We start from the raw sequence: 15,414 nt of genomic DNA, 5'->3' as shown, positions 1-15,414 counted from the left end.
AAGACTTAGCTAGGCTAAGCCTATGGTGGATCAGCCCGGCGCCGGCGTATATCCGGAATATTGGGAGGCCGATGTCGTGCTTCGCGACGGCGGAACAGCCCACTTGAGACCTATTGCACCCGGGGATGCGGACGCCCTCCAGGCTTTCCACGCCGCGCAGTCCGAGACCTCCATTTACATGCGGTTCTTCTCGTTCAAGCCGAGACTCTCCAGCAAGGAACTGCACCGCTTCACCGAAGTGGACCACAAGGACCGGGTGGCGTTCGTCATCACCATCGGCGGAGAGATCGTGGGCGTCGGCCGCTACGACCGGCTCGATGACCCGACGGAGGCCGAAGTGGCCTTCAATATTTCCGATGTCCAGCAGGGCCGGGGGATCGGTTCCATCCTGCTCGAACACTTGGCCGCGGCTGCCCGGGAGAACGGCATCCGCCGCTTCACGGCCGAGGTCCTGCCGGAGAACCGCAAAATGCTCCGGGTCTTCGCAGATGCCGGCTACGAGCTCGCGCGCAAATTCGACGACGGCGTCGTCAGCGTTGAATTCAACATCGACCCCACCGAAAAGTCCCTGGCCGTCATGGAATCGCGGGAACACCGCGCGGAGGCCCGCAGCGTACGGGACTTGCTGGCGCCGTCGTCGATCGCGGTGGTGGGCGCCAGCCGCCGGTGGGGGACCGTAGGGCACCAGTTTCTTGAGCACATCCTGGACGGTGGCTTCACCGGCGCGGTCTATGCGGTCAACCCCGAGGCATTCGAGGTGGCCGGCATGAAGTCCTTCGCCCGGATCGCCGACATCCCCGGGCCGGCGCAGCTCGCCATTATCGCCGTGCCTTACGAGGAAGTGCCGAAAGTCGTGGACGAGTGCGGGGCGGCCGGGGTCAAAGGCCTCGTGGTCGCCACAGCCGGGTACGCGGACGACGGCGAGCAGGGGCTGCGGAGGCAGCGGGAGCTGGTGCGCCAGGCCAGGTCCTATGGGATGCGCGTGATAGGCCCCGAGTCGTTGGGGATCGTGAACACGAACCCGGAGGTTTCGCTCAACGCGTCGATGGCCCCGAGCCTTCCGCGACGCGGGGGATTGGGGCTGTTTTCGCAGTCCGCGGCCATCGGGGTGTCCGTCTACGCTGCGGCGAGCCGCAGGGGCCTGGGCCTTTCCTCGTTCCTGTCCGCCGGCAACCGTGCCGATATCTCCGGAAACGACGTCATGCAGTTCTGGGAAGACGATCCCGATACCGTGGCCGTCGGGCTCTACCTGGAGTCGATCGGCAATCCCCGCAAGTTCTCCCGACTCGCCCGCCGCTTGTCGCGCAGCAAACCGGTCATCGTTGCCAAATCGGATGTCACCGGGCTGCGCCTTCCGCCGGGGCATGTCGTCAGGACCACGCTGGCCCCTGTGGCGGCCCTGGACGCGATGATGCGCCAAGCCGGCGTCATCGCCGTCGAAACCATCGAACAGCTCATGGATGTGGCGCAAATCGTTTCCAGCCAGCCCTTGCCCAAGGGCCCGGCGCTCGCCGTCTACAGCAATTCCGCGGCCTTCGGGAAGGTCGTGGCGGACAACGCGGCGCCCCAGGGACTCGTCGTCGACAGGATCGTCACCGACGTGGACCTGGACGCGGGGATGTCCGCATCGCGGGAAGGGCTGCGGCGCAGCCTCCGGAAGAACCTCGCCGACGATTCCGTGCATGCCGTGGTGGCGGCCATGGTGCCGTCCCGCAGCCTCACTATGGAAGCGATCGCAGGAGTGCTCGCCGAATGCGCGGCAGAGGCCGGCAAGCCCGTCGTGGCTGCTTTCACCGGGATCCTCGACACTTCCGTGCAGCTGGATGGATTGCTCGCGCCAAAAGGGGAGTCCAGTGAGTCCGGACCCTCCCTTCCTTGCTACTCCAGCGCGGGCAGCGCGGTGGCGGCCTTGGCGGCAGTGGTCCGTTACGCGAAGTGGCTGGACCGGGACCAAGGCATGTTCACACAGCCTCCTGGTTGCGACCGCGAGGGCACCCGCGAACACATCGAGCGGCTCCTGTCTTCCGTCCCGGGGGAGCAATTGGTACGGCTCGACGACGGCGAAGCGGCCGCGCTGCTGTCCCGCTACGGCATCCCGGTTGTGCCCTCAGCTGTGTTCGAGAGCGACGACGAAGCGGTAGCCGCTGCCGAAAGGCTCGGCTGGCCGGTGGTGCTCAAGACCACGGATCCCGCCCTCCGGCACCGCCTGGACCTGGGCGGCGTGCGGCTGGACATTGAGGATCCGGACTCGCTGCGGCGCAATATCGCGCAGATGCGTCGCGCCCTCGAACCCTACGGTTCAGCTGCGATAGAGGTGCAGGCCATGGTTTCCGTGGGGCAGGCCTGCACGTTCCGGGCCATCGAGGATCCGCTCCTGGGGCCCGTGGTCTCTTTCGGTTTGGCGGGAGACGCCGTGAACCTCCTGGACGATTGGGCGCACCGCGTGCCTCCCTTGTCCTCCACCGATCTCCACGACTTCATCAGGGCGCCCCGGGCTTCCCTGAAACTGTTTGGCTACCAAGGGCTGCCTGCGGTGGACGTGCCGGCCCTCGAAGACCTGGGAGCACGGCTGGTCCGACTCAAGGACGAACACCCAGGGATTGCCCTGGTGGAGTTCAATCCCGTCCTGGCCGGGGCCCGGGGCGTCAAAATTCTTGCCGGCGAGGTCTGGATTGGCAATGCCGCACAGCGTACGGACAGTGCCCGCCGTGCGATGCTCGGCTGAGCTGGCAGTTGACCGTCGGAGGGCCGGACGGTTATGAAGTCCCCAGCCGATCTGTGAAAATGGGGGAATGAGCTCGAAGTCCCCGACGCCTCCGTCCGGTCCGGCTACCACCGGGCACCATGCAGCACACAACCACAGCTCGCAGGGGCAGAGCCTGGACCAGGCACTTCAACGGGCAGGTTTCTATCCTGTCCTTGTTGCCGATGTTGTGGCCGACGCCTTGGACGGGCGCGACTGCCTTGCGCACCTGGTGCATTTGGAAACGCATTTCGACCGTGCCGAGGTCCGGCGGCACATCACGGTCCTGGTCCTCACCGAGGACATGCTGGTGATCACCCACGTCGACGACCAGCAGCTTGACGAAGCCGGCGAGCAGATCGTCGCCCAGATTTCCACCGAGTCCGTGCCCGTGGCACAAATCCGCTCGGTGGTCCTGAGCTACATGTATGCGCAGCCGCAGAACTACACTCCAAGCGACCCCGTCAGGGAGCTGACCCTGTCCATTGCCTGGTCAGGAGGCCAGCGCCTGGATGTGGGACCCGCCAGCTGCGGCGATCCCCAGTGCGAAGCCGACCATGGTTACACGGGCACCATCTCGCAGGAGGACATCGTGCTGCGGATCAGCTCCGAGGCCGACGGACCCAGGGCTGTCCAGGACGCGAAGGTCTTCGCCCGCGCGTTGCGGGCTGTGAACACAGGCGCTCCCGGGCCCTCGGTCCACCCCGGTACCATCTCCGCTCCGCGACTGCGCTCGGGCGTCTTCGGCAACAGGCTGAGCCGCGGGCACCAGCGCTGATGGCGACGTCGGAACCCGTCGCCCAGGAAACCGTCCGCGTTTCCAGCGCCGTCCCTGAGCTTCCCGGCGCGCCGCTGTATGGCAGCAAGTCGATCGCCGAGGTCTTCACTAGCGCCGCGGCGAGCATGGGCCTGCCCGGCTTCGAAAATAAGCTGCACTTGCCGTCAACGCAGCGCGTGTGCGTTGTCCTCGCTGATGGCCTGGGGCGCAATCTCCTGAAGCAGAAGGCCGCCCACACTCCGTTTCTGAGGTCAATTGCGAACTCGGGACAGGGGGCCGTCCCGGTGTGGCTTGATTCGGCTTTTCCTTCCACCACGGCATCGTCCTTGGCCAGCCTTGGAACCGGCCGCACGCCCGGTGAACACGGCATGGTGGGCTATGACGTCCTGGATCCTGATCAGGACAAGGTAGTCAACCTGCTCGGCAATTGGGACGCTGGAGTCGATCCCCTGCGCTGGCAGCCGTTCCCGACAATTTTCGAACGCGTGGCTGCTGACGCCGACGTCGTCACAGTGAGCCTGCCCCAGTTCGGCGCGTCGCCGATGACCCGTGCGGCGCTCCGGGGAAGCCGGTTCGTGGGCGGCACCTCGCTCCACGCCCGGACAACAGCGGCAGGGGAGGAAATGGCCGCTGGAACCGCCTCGCTCATGTACTTCTACGTCAACGAGCTGGACAAAGCCGGGCACCGCTACGGCTGCGAGTCCGATCGCTGGGAGCACCAGCTCGAAGAAATCGATTCAACGGTCAAAAGGCTCTCTGCCTCACTGCCCGCGGGGACAACCATCCTGCTCACCGGCGACCATGGAATGCTCGACGTTCCCGAGTCGCAGCGCATCGACTACTCCGCCGATCCTGCCCTTATCGCAGGGGTCCGGCACACGGCAGGGGAGCCGCGCATGGTCCACCTGTACCTGGAGCCCGACGCCGGAGAGCGTCACCGGAAAGCCCTGTTGGATGCCTGGCGCGCCCGCTTCGGCGAGCGGATCTGGGCCTTCACACGCGAGCAGGCTCTTGACGCCGGACTCTTCGGTGTTTTCCGACCGGAGGTTTCCCCCCGGATCGGGGACGTCATGATCGCAGCCCGGGACACTTTGGCGCTCTATGACGTCCGCCGCGTCCGTCCGACTGCCTTAGAGGTAGTGGGGCAGCATGGTTCGCTGACCAGGGCCGAGCGCGAAGTTCCGCTGCTTTGTTTCCAAGCCGGAGGTCCCAAGGGCCGCCGTGGCTGAGCTTATCTTCTTCTCCGGAACCATGGACTGCGGCAAGTCCACTCTTGCTTTGCAGATGGACTACAACCACCGTGCACGCGGGCGGGGTGGGGTCCGCTTCAGTTGCAACGACCGCGCCGGCGGTTCCGTCATCTCCAGCCGGCTCGGTCTCCAGACAGACGCGGTCGAAGTCGTTGACACCACCGATTTCTGGGACGAAGTTGTCCGGCGCCGGACCACGGGCCTCAAAGTGGACTACCTGATCTGTGACGAAGCCCAGTTCTACTCACCAGAGCAAGTGGAACAGCTGGCGCGCGTGGTTGATGAGATGGGCGTTGACGTGTTCGCCTTCGGAATCACATCAGACTTCCGCACCCGGCTGTTCCCCGGATCCCAGCGTTTCGTAGAGCTCGCGGACAGGGTCCAGGTCCTGCAGGTCGAAGCGCTCTGTTGGTGCGGACGCCGGGCAACACACAATGCGCGGACCGTGGACGGCATCATGGTGGTCGAAGGCGAGCAGGTCGTAGTGGGAGACGTTGCCAGGGATGCCGGCCAGGCGGAGGCCATCCCGGAGCAAGTCGACGTGTCGCACCCCGTCGTCGGATACGAAACCCTATGCCGCAGGCACTACATGCGCAGGGTCACGGCCCACGGAGCCAACCTGATGGCGAGCCGGGATCAGTTGCTGCCGTTCGACGTCGACGCTTGCCTTTGGCACGGCGTCAGCTGAAGCCGCAACGAACTAAAAGCCGCCTAGTCTCCGCGCGTCCCGAAGACGATTTCATCCCAGCTGGGAATACTGGAGCGCTTGGGCCGTGACGGCTGGCGTTCGGCCGCCCCCGCGTCGGAAGCTTCCTCATCTTTCTGCCCGTCACGGCCGGCCCTCGCCTCTTCGCGTTCCCTCCGGGGAGCCCCGCCGAGCAGTTCGTCCAAGCCCGCCCGCGGTGACGCTGCTCCAGGGGTTCGTCCCTCGTCCTGCCCGGTCTGCCCGTCGTTGTCGTTCCTGCCGCGCAACATGGTCACGGGGCGCAGGGCACCGGGGATCACCGTGATTTCATGGGTATCCGTGCTGACACCGTCGTGAAGATGGAGGGAGTCGTCTTCCTTGTCCTCATGCTTCGGGGCGAGGCTCAGCCGCGACAGCATGGATGCACGCGCGTCACGGCGGCTGGGGGCGGGTTCGGCTTCAAGCTGCTCGTCCGTGTCCGGGTCGGCCGGCTCGTTGTCAGCTGTTTCGCTGTCCGCAAGCCCGTCTTCAACATCGCCCGGCCGCGGATGCGCAGCCGGGACGCCGCTGCTTAGAAGCAGCGCCAAAGCGTCGTCGCTGTCTTCGTCAAGTCCCAGCCTCTGTCCGCGACGTGAGCGCAGCATGTCAAGGAGCCCATCGGCTTCCTTGGTGGCGGCGGCTGCGGCCGCACGGGCGGCGGTCCCGGCGTCGGCCTCAAAGTCAAAGGGCCGGTCGGAGACGGCCGCGAGTCGCCGGGCCGGTACAGGTCCATCGAGGGGTTCCAGTTCGCTGAGCTGCTGGGCCCAGCGGTTGGCATTCTGGATGGATTTGCGGGCGGGATGGAAGGTCCACATGGCAGGTGGCTCTTCGCCGATGCTTTCCAGGCTGGCTGGCTTGGTTTCGAAGCGCGCGACGACGGTCCACGTGCCATCGATCCGGCGCCACGAATCCCATTCCACCGTAGACGAATCGATCCCATGGGCCCTGAGCCGGTGTGCAACCATTTCGCCCAGGCTTGCGGGTTCGTCGCCGAACGCCGCGCGGTAGGTGTCCTGGCCGGGGGCAGGGGCAGCGACTTCGACTTTGCGGGCTTGCTGGGCGATGTACTCGCGCTCGGCAAGTACCGGACCCTCATAACGTTGCACGTTGGCGAGCGGCAGCCCTGACAGCTCCGCCACCTCAGCGGCCGTAGCGCCGCTGCGGATGCGCGACTGAATGTCACGCGGGGACATGGCGACGGGCGTGATGGAAGCACGTGCGGCCACCTGGGCAGGTGTCCGGCTCGCTGCAACCCGCAACGCCTCATCAATCGGAAGCTGGAACATCTCGCCGCCGGTACCGCTCAACAGGAGATGTCCGCCGTCGTCGTGGACGCCAACCAGCCGTAGATCCCGCATAAAATCCTCCACCATGGCCTATCTGACATTCGAAACTCTGCCACCCGGTACGGCCTTTTCCTACTAGGACAAAGGGCGCGCCGCGATATTCCGCGATTTCCGGCATTCCCTGCGACGGCGATAAGAACCGGGGTATGGACATTCGAGTCTTCCGGGAGGACAATCTGCCCGGTATCGGGCACAAAAATGTGACCCGCTGCGTTACATCCTTAGACCGGAGCAGGTTCCGGTCGACCGGACCGCAAGCCCTGCGTGACGTACAAGGGAGAACGAAGAAGAGACCATGGCAACGGACTACGATGCCCCTCGGAAGACCGAAGAAGACACCGAGGACTCGATCGAGGAACTCAAGTCGCATCGCACCGAGAAACAGTCATCATCGGCTGTTGACATCGATGAGACTGACCTCGCGGACGCCTACGAGCTCCCCGGGGCGGACTTGTCTGGCGAAGAGCTGCTGGTCCGCGTCCTGCCTCCGCAGGCGGACGAATTTACCTGCTTCAATTGCTTCCTCGTCAAACACCGCTCCCAGATTGCGCGGGAGAAGGACGGGCACCTTTACTGCAAGGAATGCGAAAGCTAGCCTCGGGAGGCCTGCTTGGACAGCGCTGCCAGAAGTTCTTCGGGGCGGCGCGTGGACGTGAGCCAGTACGGGGTGCGGTCCGCCGGGTCGGTGATTTCAATGCGCACCACGGGATCAATCCAGCCGCGGAGGCAAAGGAACGCGAGTCCGTGGAGGCGGGTTCCGCGCTCCGCGGTGGCCTCGTCCTTGCGGTAAGCAGTGACGGCGCCGACAAACTCGCGCTGGATGGTGGCGCGTCCCACTTGGACGGTGTCCCGGTCCACCACGATCGCAGGAGTGGACAACACCAGCATGGTGGTCATGATCGCGAAGAGGACCAGCGCGGCGATAATCCCCGCGGCGATGCTGATCGGGGCGAACATCAGGATGCCCGCGGCGGACAAGCCGACCACCACAATCCAGATCCAGGGGGAAGGCCAGAGCTTTTCCGTAAACAGGACGCCCGTTCCACTCGAGGAATGGTGCGGCACGGGTACGGAAGCAGTCGATTCAGGCATGCCACCAGCTTATCGGGACTGTGGCCCCGGGAATTAACGCTCCCTGGCCCTGTGACTGCCCTGCGACCGACGTGCGGCCGCAACCGGGGGAGCACTCCGCGGGCGATAGAATATGTGACTGTGAGTCACGAGACAGCAGTAGCCAACCCAGCAGACACCTCCGCCGAATACGGTGCGCCGACCCTTCAGGTCCAACTGAAAATGCTCGACGCCGGTTTGGAAGCACCGTCATACGCCCACCCTGGTGACGCCGGCGCCGACTTGCGGGCCCGTGCGGACGTATCGCTCGCTCCGGGAGAGCGGAAGCTTGTTCCCACGGGCGTCTCGATCGCGCTGCCGAACGGCTTTGTCGCACTGATCCACCCCCGATCAGGGCTGGCAACCAAGCATGGACTCACTGTGGTCAACGCTCCCGGGACCGTTGATGCCGGCTACCGAGGTGAAATTTCCGTGACGCTTTTGAATACCGACCAAAACCACGCAATCGAACTCAAGCGCGGCGATAGAATTGCTCAAATGGTGATCCAGCGCGTCGAGTATGCGCAGTTCGTTTCCGTGGAGGAGTTGTCCGACACCTCGCGCGGCGCCGGCGGCTTTGGATCTACCGGAGGCTTCGCGCCGGCCGTGAGCTAGCAACAACCCTCGACAATCGGCGCTGCATGGAGCTGATTGCCATGCTGCCCGCGAGTTGACGGGCAGTCTGCGGTTTACTGGGGGATAGACCACTACTAAGGAGACAACCCGATGCTTTTTGGGCGCGGAAAGAAGTCCAAGGCTGAGCAGCCGAAAGACAACGGTACTGAGCAGGCCAATGCCGCGACGACGCGGCAGGACTCCGGCCCGGTAGCCGGTGGAGCCGCCAAGGGCGACTTCCGCTTGTCCAAGGGGCCATTGGATGCCAGCGAAATTGATAGCCAGGACGGCTATGTGGATCTTGGTGCCTTGCTGATCGAGCCTTCCGAAGGCCTTCAATTGCGCCTTGAAGTAGAAGAGGCAACCCAGCGGGTAGTGGCAGTCACCATGGACCTCGACGGCTCGAGCCTCCAGCTCCAGGCGTTTGCCGCTCCACGTTCCGAAGGGCTCTGGGACGAAATCCGCGAGCAAATCGGCCAGTCCGTGTCCAGCCAAGGAGGCGAAGTCGAGGAGATCGTCGGCACCTTCGGCACCGAACTCGTCGCCAAGCTTCCTACCGAATCCGCCGACGGCGGACGCGGCTTCCGGGCTGCCCGGTTCATGGGAGTCGATGGGCCCCGCTGGTTCCTTCGTGGCGTCATCGGGGGCAACGCGGCATTGGATAGGAAGGCGGCCGAAGGACTGGAGAACCTCTTCCGCAAGGTTGTGGTCATTCGCGGAGACAACCCCATGCCGCCCCGTGAGCTGCTTCAGCTGAAGCTGCCCAAGGACGCTGTAGCTTCCGGGCAGCACGAAGCTCCCCACGAAGCGCCGGAGCTTCAGCAACCCGAGCGCGGCCCGGAGATCACCCAGATTGGCTGACAAAGCGGCGCGTCCCGCTGCCGCCCATGGCGGTCCGGCGTCCCTGCCCCTCACTGAACTCCCCGTCCGGGGACGGGTCGACTGCACGGGATTCATCGAGTCGGTGACCTACCAGCCCGCCAACGAACAAGCACACTTCTCGGCGATCGTCGTCGACCGGATTGCGCACAGGGGTGACACAGGTCCGTTGACCCGACTCCGCGTCATCTGGCTCGGGCGCCGCAAAGTGCCCGGAATCGAACCTGGGACTGTCCTGCGGCTCGAAGGCATGGTCACGCCGCGGGACGGGATGCCCACCATGTTCAATCCGCGCTATGAAATTCTCTCCCGGCAGGAGCACCAATGACCGTCGCCAACGGATCCGGCCCCCACGAAAAACCAGCGCACGAAAATCCCGGCTCGGAGGAGCCCCGCCAGGGCACGGAGGGGCCGAGCATTGCGGACATTGCCGCCGGGTACGCCGAAAAGGCCGGACTCCAACGCAACAGCCACGGGCACGTGGACATCCTCAAGTCCGCCGGGGGTGTTCAGGGGATAGCCGAGAGTACCGTGCCCGGCCTCGTCTTCCTGATCGCTTTCATGGTCACCCGCGACCTTCCGGCGTCCCTGATTGCCTCCCTCGCGGCTGCAGCCGTCTTCACCGTGGTCCGGCTGGTCCAACGGCGCCCGCTGACCCAGGCGCTTGCCGGGATCGCCGGCGTCGCCATCTCCGCTTGGCTCGCGAACACCACCGGCAAGGCCGAGGATTTCTACGTTCTGGGTTTCTACACGAATATCGCCTACATCGTGGGAATGGTGCTGTCGATCCTGCTCAAGTGGCCGATCGCCGGCCTGCTGTTCGGATTCGTCCGCAACGAAGGCTTCGAATGGCGGAAGAACCCGGAGCGCTTGCGGGCCTACGCCATCGGCACGTGGGTGGTCATTGCCGTGCTGGCACTGCGTCTTGTGGTCCAGGTTCCGCTGTATTTCATGGGCGAACCGGGCCTGGCCGCACTCGCTACCATGAGGCTGATCATGGGGGCTCCGCTATACATCCTGGGTCTCTGGATTGCCTGGCTCCTGACCCGGCCGGTGCCGGGCCAGAAGCCGAACCGCGATCCTCAGCCGTCGAAACCGTCGTCGGACTGATCCGAAAACTCTTCCTCGACGTCAGCTGAACCGTGGTCCGCGGCGGTCGGGGACAGCAAGGCCCTGAGACCGTCTTCGGCCACAATAGTCGTGACGAAGAACAGTTCGTCGCCGCCGTCGATCACGTCGTCGCGGCTCGGTGTGATGGGCGCATGGTCCCGGAGGATCGCCACCAGGGTGGCGTCGTCGGGCCACTCGATGCCGCCCACGGTGCTCCCGATGATGTGCGAGTCGTGGGGAACCGTGAATTCGACGAGCGAGGACACACCCGTCTGCAAGGTCAGCAAGCGGACGAGGTCACCGATTTCCACAGCCTCCTCCACGAGCGCCGTCATGAGTTGCGGGGTATTGACTGCGACGTCGACGCCCCAGGAATCGTTGAACATCCAGTCGTTCTTGGGATTGTTGACCCGGCCCACCGTGCGGCCGACACCGAATTCGGTCTTGGCCAACAAGGACACCACAAGGTTGACTTTGTCGTCGCCGGTCGCGGACACGACGACGTCGGCCCCTTCCAGTTTCGCTTCCTGCAACGTGCTCAATTCGCACGCATCGCCCACCAGCCAGCGGGCCCCTCTGAGCCCGCTGCGCCCGATGACCTCCGGTTTGAGGTCGATCAGCATAATCTCGTGTTTGTGGGCAAGCAATTCACGCGCGATGGATGAACCGACGCTGCCTGCGCCGACAATAACGACTTTCACTCAGACTCCTTGGCAGGTGCGCTGGAAAGGATGCGCGCCACCTCGGCGCTGCGGTCCAGATTCAACATGGCATGCACAGTGTCACCCTCCTGGTACGCCGTTCCGGGCTGAGGCAGGACGCCCTCACCGAAGCGGGTAAGGAAAGCGATGCGGATTCCGGATGCTGCTTCGATGGCAGTCAACGGGTGCCCGATCCAGCTTTCGTCGAGGTCGACTTCGGATAGAACCAGTCGGCCGGAGGGTTCGCGGTAATCGCCTGCCAAGTGCTGCTCGGGCAGGATCCGGCGCAGGACCTGGTCCGCGCTCCAACGTACGGCGGCCACCGTGGGGATGCCCAGACGCTGGTAGATTTCGGCGCGGCCGGGATCGTAGATGCGGGCAACAACATGCGAAACATGGAAAGTCTCACGCGCTACGCGGGTGGCGAGGATATTGGAATTGTCACCGCTGGAGACGGCGGCGAAGGCGTACGCCTCCTCGCAACCTGCTTGCTTGAGGGTGTCCCGGTCGAAGCCGACGCCCGTGACTTTCCTGCCGGTGAATCCGCTGCGCAAGCGACGGAAGGCACGGTCGTCCTGGTCGATGATTGCCACCGAATGGCCGGCGTCTTCCAAGGTGTGCGCCAACGTTGCGCCAACTCGTCCGCAACCCATGATCACAAAGTGAGCCACGGTTTCTCCTTAACTCTTATGCTTGCCGCTCGGTAAGACTCTACCGGGGCAAGTCGCGGAAGCCAGTCCGCCGTCATGACATCGCGTTCGATTCAGAGTAGCTTTGCGGAGTGCTGACAATTCTCAACGCCGCGAAGCGGGTGTTGGTGGGGCGGCCGTTCCGGAACGACCGCCTGGCCCACACCCTGCTTCCCAAGCGCATCGCGCTGCCGATTTTCGCTTCGGACGCCCTGTCCTCCGTGGCCTACGCCCCTGACGAAATCCTGCTGACGCTGGCCCTCGCGGGCGTGAGTGCCGTGGCCATTTCGCCGCTCGTAGGCCTCGCGGTCATGGTGGTCTTGCTCACGGTTGTTGCCTCGTACCGGCAGAACGTCCACGCCTACCCTTCAGGTGGCGGCGATTACGAAATCGCCAACGTCAATCTCGGGAAGTTCGCGGGCCTGACGGTCGCCGCCGCTTTGTTGGTGGACTACGTCCTCACCGTCGCCGTGTCGATGTCCTCCGCGGCGGCGTACCTGACCACGGCGATCCCCTCGCTGCATGGGCAGCAGGCGCTCATCGCCACAGTCGGCGTGATTGTCCTGGCACTCGTGAACCTGCGCGGAATCAAGGAAGCCGGCAGCGTCTTCGCGGTTCCCACTTACATCTTCATGTTCAGCATCCTGGGCATGACGGCCGTCGGTATCTTCCAGGCAGCCACAGGCCAACTCGGCCAGGCTCCCTCGGCAGCCTTCACGATCGTCCCGCAAGAGGGATTCGACCAGGGACTCGTGGGCCTGGCAGGGGCGTTCCTGCTCCTCAGGGCTTTCTCCTCCGGCGCAGCCGCCCTGACCGGTGTGGAGGCCATCAGCAACGGCGTGCCGAACTTCAAGAAGCCCAAAAGCAAGAACGCGGCCACCACGTTGATGCTGCTCGGAGTCATCGCCTCGGCCATGCTCGCCGGCATCATCTACCTTGCCAATGCCACCAAGGTCCACATCGTGCTGGATCCGGCCAAGGAATTCCTCCTGCACGGCCAACCGCTCCCGGACGACTACATCCAGAACCCCGCCATCAGCCAGATTGCACAGACGATCTTCGGCCCCGGGTCCATCCCGTTCTACGTCGTTGTCGCCGCCACCGGCGTCATCCTCGTCTTCGCCTCCAACACGGCATTCAACGGATTCCCGGTCCTGGGGTCGATCCTCGCCCAGGACGGCTACCTTCCCCGCCAGCTTCGGACCCGCGGAGACCGCCTGGCATTCAGCAACGGCGTCCTCGCCCTTGCGGCCGGGGCCTTGGTCCTCATCATTTCCTTCAACGCCGATGTCACCAAGCTCATCCAGCTGTACATCGTCGGCGTCTTCATTTCCTTCACGATGAGCCAGCTGGGCATGGTGCGTCACTGGGGCAGGGAACTCAAACTTGCGCAGGACAAAGCCGTCCGCCGTAGGATCCTGAAGTCCCGCACCATCAACGGGCTCGGCTTCGCCATGACGGCGCTGGTGCTGACCATCGTGCTGATCACCAAGTTCGAGCAGGGCGCCTGGATCGCCCTTCTGGCCATGTTCGTGCTGTTCCTCATCATGTGGAGCATCCGCGCCCACTACGACAATGTGGCCAAGGAACTTGCCGTTGACGAGGATTCTTCCCCGCGTGCATTGCCTACCCGGGTCCACGCCGTGCTGTTGGTGTCCCACGTCCGCAAACCGGTGCTGCGCGCCCTCGCCTACGCCCGGGCATCGAGGCCGTCCCGGCTGGACGCCATCATCGTCGATATCGACCACGAGGAAACGGCGCACACCGTCGAGGCCTGGGACAAGCTGGACATCCCCGTCCCGTTGACCGTTTTGGCGAGCCCGTACCGTGAAACCGTCACGCCCATCCTGGACTACGTCAAGAACATGCGCCGCGATTCCCCGCGTGACCTGATCGTCGTCTACATCCCGGAGTACGTCGTCGGCAAGTGGTGGGAACAGCTCGTCCATAACCAGACCGCCCTGCGCATCAAGGCCCGGCTCCACTTTGAACCCGGCGTCATGGTGGCCAGCGTTCCATGGCAATTGAAGTCCTCCGAAGAAGCAAAGGCATTGCAGGATACCTGATGACCCACCCCAGCAACACCGAATCCAGCTCGCCCACGGCCCAGGACGGAGCCGCCACGGAGCTGGTGGTGGACGTCGGCCCCATCGCCCATGGCGGCCACTTCGTCGCACGGCACGAAGGCCGGGTCATTTTCGTCCGGCACGGCATCCCGGGGGAGAAGGTCCGGGTCCGGCTGACCGACGCGGGAGAGTCTTCCCGTTTCTGGCGTGCCGACGTCGTCGATGTCCTGGAAGCATCAGAGGACCGGACACGCCATTTCTGGCCGCCCGCCGACTCGCTTGCCGCCTGGCGCAAGGGCGGTCCGCCCGTGGGCGGCGCCGAACTGGGACACGTGACACTGGAACGGCAGCGCCTGCTCAAAGCCGAAGTCCTCGCCGAGCAGCTCAAGCGGCTCGCCGGCGTCGAACTCCATGTCGAAGTGGAGCCGGCGGCCGCCGATGACCCGGGCTCCGGCGGCGTTGCAGGCTCCGACGGCGATACAGGGCTCGGCTGGCGGACCCGTGCCAGCTTTGCCGTCACCCCCGGTGGCCGGCTGGGGATGCATGCCCACCGCTCCGACGTCGTGATTCCGGTCCACGAGATGCCTTTGGCACTGCCGGGGATCAACGAGTTGCGGCTCTGGGACATCGATCTGCGGGGGATCTCGCGGGTGGAAGTGGCCGCGCCTGCCAACGGATCGCGTCCGCTCGTCCTTCTTGCCCCGGAAGAAGGCACCGATGCCCGGCGCCTCAACCGGATCCTGGGCCAGCTCCCGCATGAAGTGTCGGTGGCCAGCTTCGACCCCGCCGGCGGAGAAGTCCTGCAGCTGCGCGGCAGGACGTGGGTCCAGGAGTCGGCTGCCGGTCACGAGTACCGTGTGACGGGAGAAGGGTTCTGGCAGATCCACAAGGATGCGCCCGGGACCCTGGTGGGGGCGGTGACGGGATTCCTGCACGACGGCGGCTACCTCCTTCCGGGATCGGCCGTCGCCGATCTTTACGCGGGAGCCGGATTGTTTACGGCTCCCTTGGCGGATGCGGTGGGGATCACCGGTTCGGTGCTCTCCGTCGAAGGATCGCCCGGGACCAGCCGGGATGCCCGCAAGAATCTGCACGGAGAGACCCAGGTGGAAATTGTCCAGGGCAGGGTGGAGCGTGTCCTCCGGCAGCGCCCCCGGAGCTTCGACGCCTTGGTGATCGACCCGCCGCGGGCTGGCGCGGGCAAAGCGGTGGTCAGCCAGCTCATCGAGTCCGGGCCGCGGGCAATCGCTTATGTGTCGTGTGATCCGGCCTCCTTCGCGCGTGATCTGGGGTACTTCCGGAACGGCGGATGGCGCCTTGAATCCCTGCGGGCCTTCGACTTGTATCCGCACACACATCACCTCGAGACCGTTGCGTTGCTGGTGCCCGCGGCATAGCCGCCA

At 64.8% G+C, this 15,414-nt stretch carries 15 protein-coding genes; 11 read left to right on the top strand and 4 right to left on the bottom strand.

What is annotated here, in order from left to right:
• Nucleotides 1-22 precede the first annotated feature (22 nt).
• The 4 genes from AC4CS3_RS19275 to AC4CS3_RS19260 all read left to right on the top strand — a co-directional run bounded on the left by AC4CS3_RS19275 (nt 23) and on the right by AC4CS3_RS19260 (nt 5,459).
• The gene (locus AC4CS3_RS19275; RefSeq protein WP_490784768.1) at nt 23-2,725 is read left to right on the top strand and encodes a bifunctional acetate--CoA ligase family protein/GNAT family N-acetyltransferase; all 2,703 of its coding nucleotides are present in this window, start codon (nt 23-25) and stop codon (nt 2,723-2,725) included.
• Between the two features lie 67 nt (nt 2,726-2,792).
• Nucleotides 2,793-3,521, top strand: a complete 729-nt coding sequence (locus tag AC4CS3_RS19270; RefSeq protein WP_236817024.1) for a DUF5998 family protein — start codon at nt 2,793-2,795, stop codon at nt 3,519-3,521.
• Complete coding sequence (locus tag AC4CS3_RS19265) at nt 3,521-4,750, top strand: alkaline phosphatase family protein (RefSeq protein WP_490784767.1); 1,230 nt, start codon at nt 3,521-3,523, stop codon at nt 4,748-4,750. The genes AC4CS3_RS19270 and AC4CS3_RS19265 overlap by 1 nt, the downstream gene beginning before the upstream one ends.
• Nucleotides 4,743-5,459, top strand: coding sequence for a thymidine kinase (locus AC4CS3_RS19260; protein ID WP_490784766.1), 717 nt, complete (start codon nt 4,743-4,745; stop codon nt 5,457-5,459). The genes AC4CS3_RS19265 and AC4CS3_RS19260 overlap by 8 nt, the downstream gene beginning before the upstream one ends.
• Before the next feature lie 23 nt (nt 5,460-5,482).
• Here the strand turns inward: AC4CS3_RS19260 and sepH are convergent, their stop codons facing one another.
• Entirely contained in the window at nt 5,483-6,853 is a 1,371-nt protein-coding gene (gene sepH / locus AC4CS3_RS19255; protein ID WP_490784765.1) for a septation protein SepH, read from the bottom strand.
• A 283-nt stretch (nt 6,854-7,136) separates the two neighbouring features.
• On the opposite strand from sepH, the gene AC4CS3_RS19250 reads away from it, so the two are divergent.
• A complete protein-coding gene (locus tag AC4CS3_RS19250; RefSeq protein ID WP_078105507.1) occupies nt 7,137-7,436 on the top strand; it encodes a DUF4193 domain-containing protein in 300 nt (99 codons plus the stop codon).
• On the opposite strand, the gene AC4CS3_RS19245 is transcribed toward AC4CS3_RS19250, so the two are convergent.
• Nucleotides 7,433-7,933 (bottom strand): DUF3093 domain-containing protein, encoded by a 501-nt coding sequence (locus tag AC4CS3_RS19245; protein WP_490784764.1) that lies wholly within the window; start codon nt 7,931-7,933, stop codon nt 7,433-7,435. The two genes, AC4CS3_RS19250 and AC4CS3_RS19245, sit on opposite strands and share 4 nt — an antisense overlap.
• Before the next feature lie 120 nt (nt 7,934-8,053).
• On the opposite strand from AC4CS3_RS19245, the gene dut reads away from it, so the two are divergent.
• From dut to AC4CS3_RS19225, 4 genes are all read left to right on the top strand, one after another.
• Nucleotides 8,054-8,566, top strand: coding sequence for a dUTP diphosphatase (gene dut / locus AC4CS3_RS19240; RefSeq protein ID WP_345446722.1), 513 nt, complete (start codon nt 8,054-8,056; stop codon nt 8,564-8,566).
• A gap of 111 nt (nt 8,567-8,677) precedes the next feature.
• On the top strand, nt 8,678-9,427 hold the full coding sequence (locus AC4CS3_RS19235) for a DUF3710 domain-containing protein (RefSeq protein WP_236817035.1): 750 nt from the start codon (nt 8,678-8,680) through the stop codon (nt 9,425-9,427).
• Nucleotides 9,420-9,773 carry a hypothetical protein gene (locus tag AC4CS3_RS19230; RefSeq protein WP_441413348.1) on the top strand — a complete coding sequence of 118 codons (354 nt, stop codon included), beginning with the start codon at nt 9,420-9,422 and terminating at the stop codon, nt 9,771-9,773. The genes AC4CS3_RS19235 and AC4CS3_RS19230 overlap by 8 nt, the downstream gene beginning before the upstream one ends.
• Complete coding sequence (locus AC4CS3_RS19225) at nt 9,770-10,555, top strand: DUF3159 domain-containing protein (RefSeq protein ID WP_490784763.1); 786 nt, start codon at nt 9,770-9,772, stop codon at nt 10,553-10,555. Before AC4CS3_RS19230 ends, AC4CS3_RS19225 begins: the two co-directional genes overlap by 4 nt.
• Here AC4CS3_RS19225 and AC4CS3_RS19220 read toward each other — a convergent pair.
• Nucleotides 10,528-11,256 (bottom strand): potassium channel family protein, encoded by a 729-nt coding sequence (locus tag AC4CS3_RS19220; RefSeq protein WP_490784762.1) that lies wholly within the window; start codon nt 11,254-11,256, stop codon nt 10,528-10,530. The genes AC4CS3_RS19225 and AC4CS3_RS19220 overlap by 28 nt on opposite strands.
• On the bottom strand, nt 11,253-11,927 hold the full coding sequence (locus AC4CS3_RS19215; RefSeq protein WP_490784761.1) for a potassium channel family protein: 675 nt from the start codon (nt 11,925-11,927) through the stop codon (nt 11,253-11,255). Before AC4CS3_RS19215 ends, AC4CS3_RS19220 begins: the two co-directional genes overlap by 4 nt.
• A 110-nt stretch (nt 11,928-12,037) precedes the next feature.
• Between AC4CS3_RS19215 and AC4CS3_RS19210 the strand changes: the two genes are divergently transcribed.
• Together AC4CS3_RS19210 and AC4CS3_RS19205 are read left to right on the top strand one after the other, a co-directional pair.
• Nucleotides 12,038-14,011 carry an APC family permease gene (locus AC4CS3_RS19210; protein WP_490784760.1) on the top strand — a complete coding sequence of 658 codons (1,974 nt, stop codon included), beginning with the start codon at nt 12,038-12,040 and terminating at the stop codon, nt 14,009-14,011.
• Nucleotides 14,011-15,408, top strand: coding sequence for a class I SAM-dependent RNA methyltransferase (locus AC4CS3_RS19205; protein WP_490784759.1), 1,398 nt, complete (start codon nt 14,011-14,013; stop codon nt 15,406-15,408). The genes AC4CS3_RS19210 and AC4CS3_RS19205 overlap by 1 nt, the downstream gene beginning before the upstream one ends.
• Nucleotides 15,409-15,414: the final 6 nt, after the last annotated feature.

The organism is Arthrobacter sp. SE2 (assembly GCF_058244265.1).
This window is presented reverse-complemented; position numbering and strand designations above follow the sequence as displayed.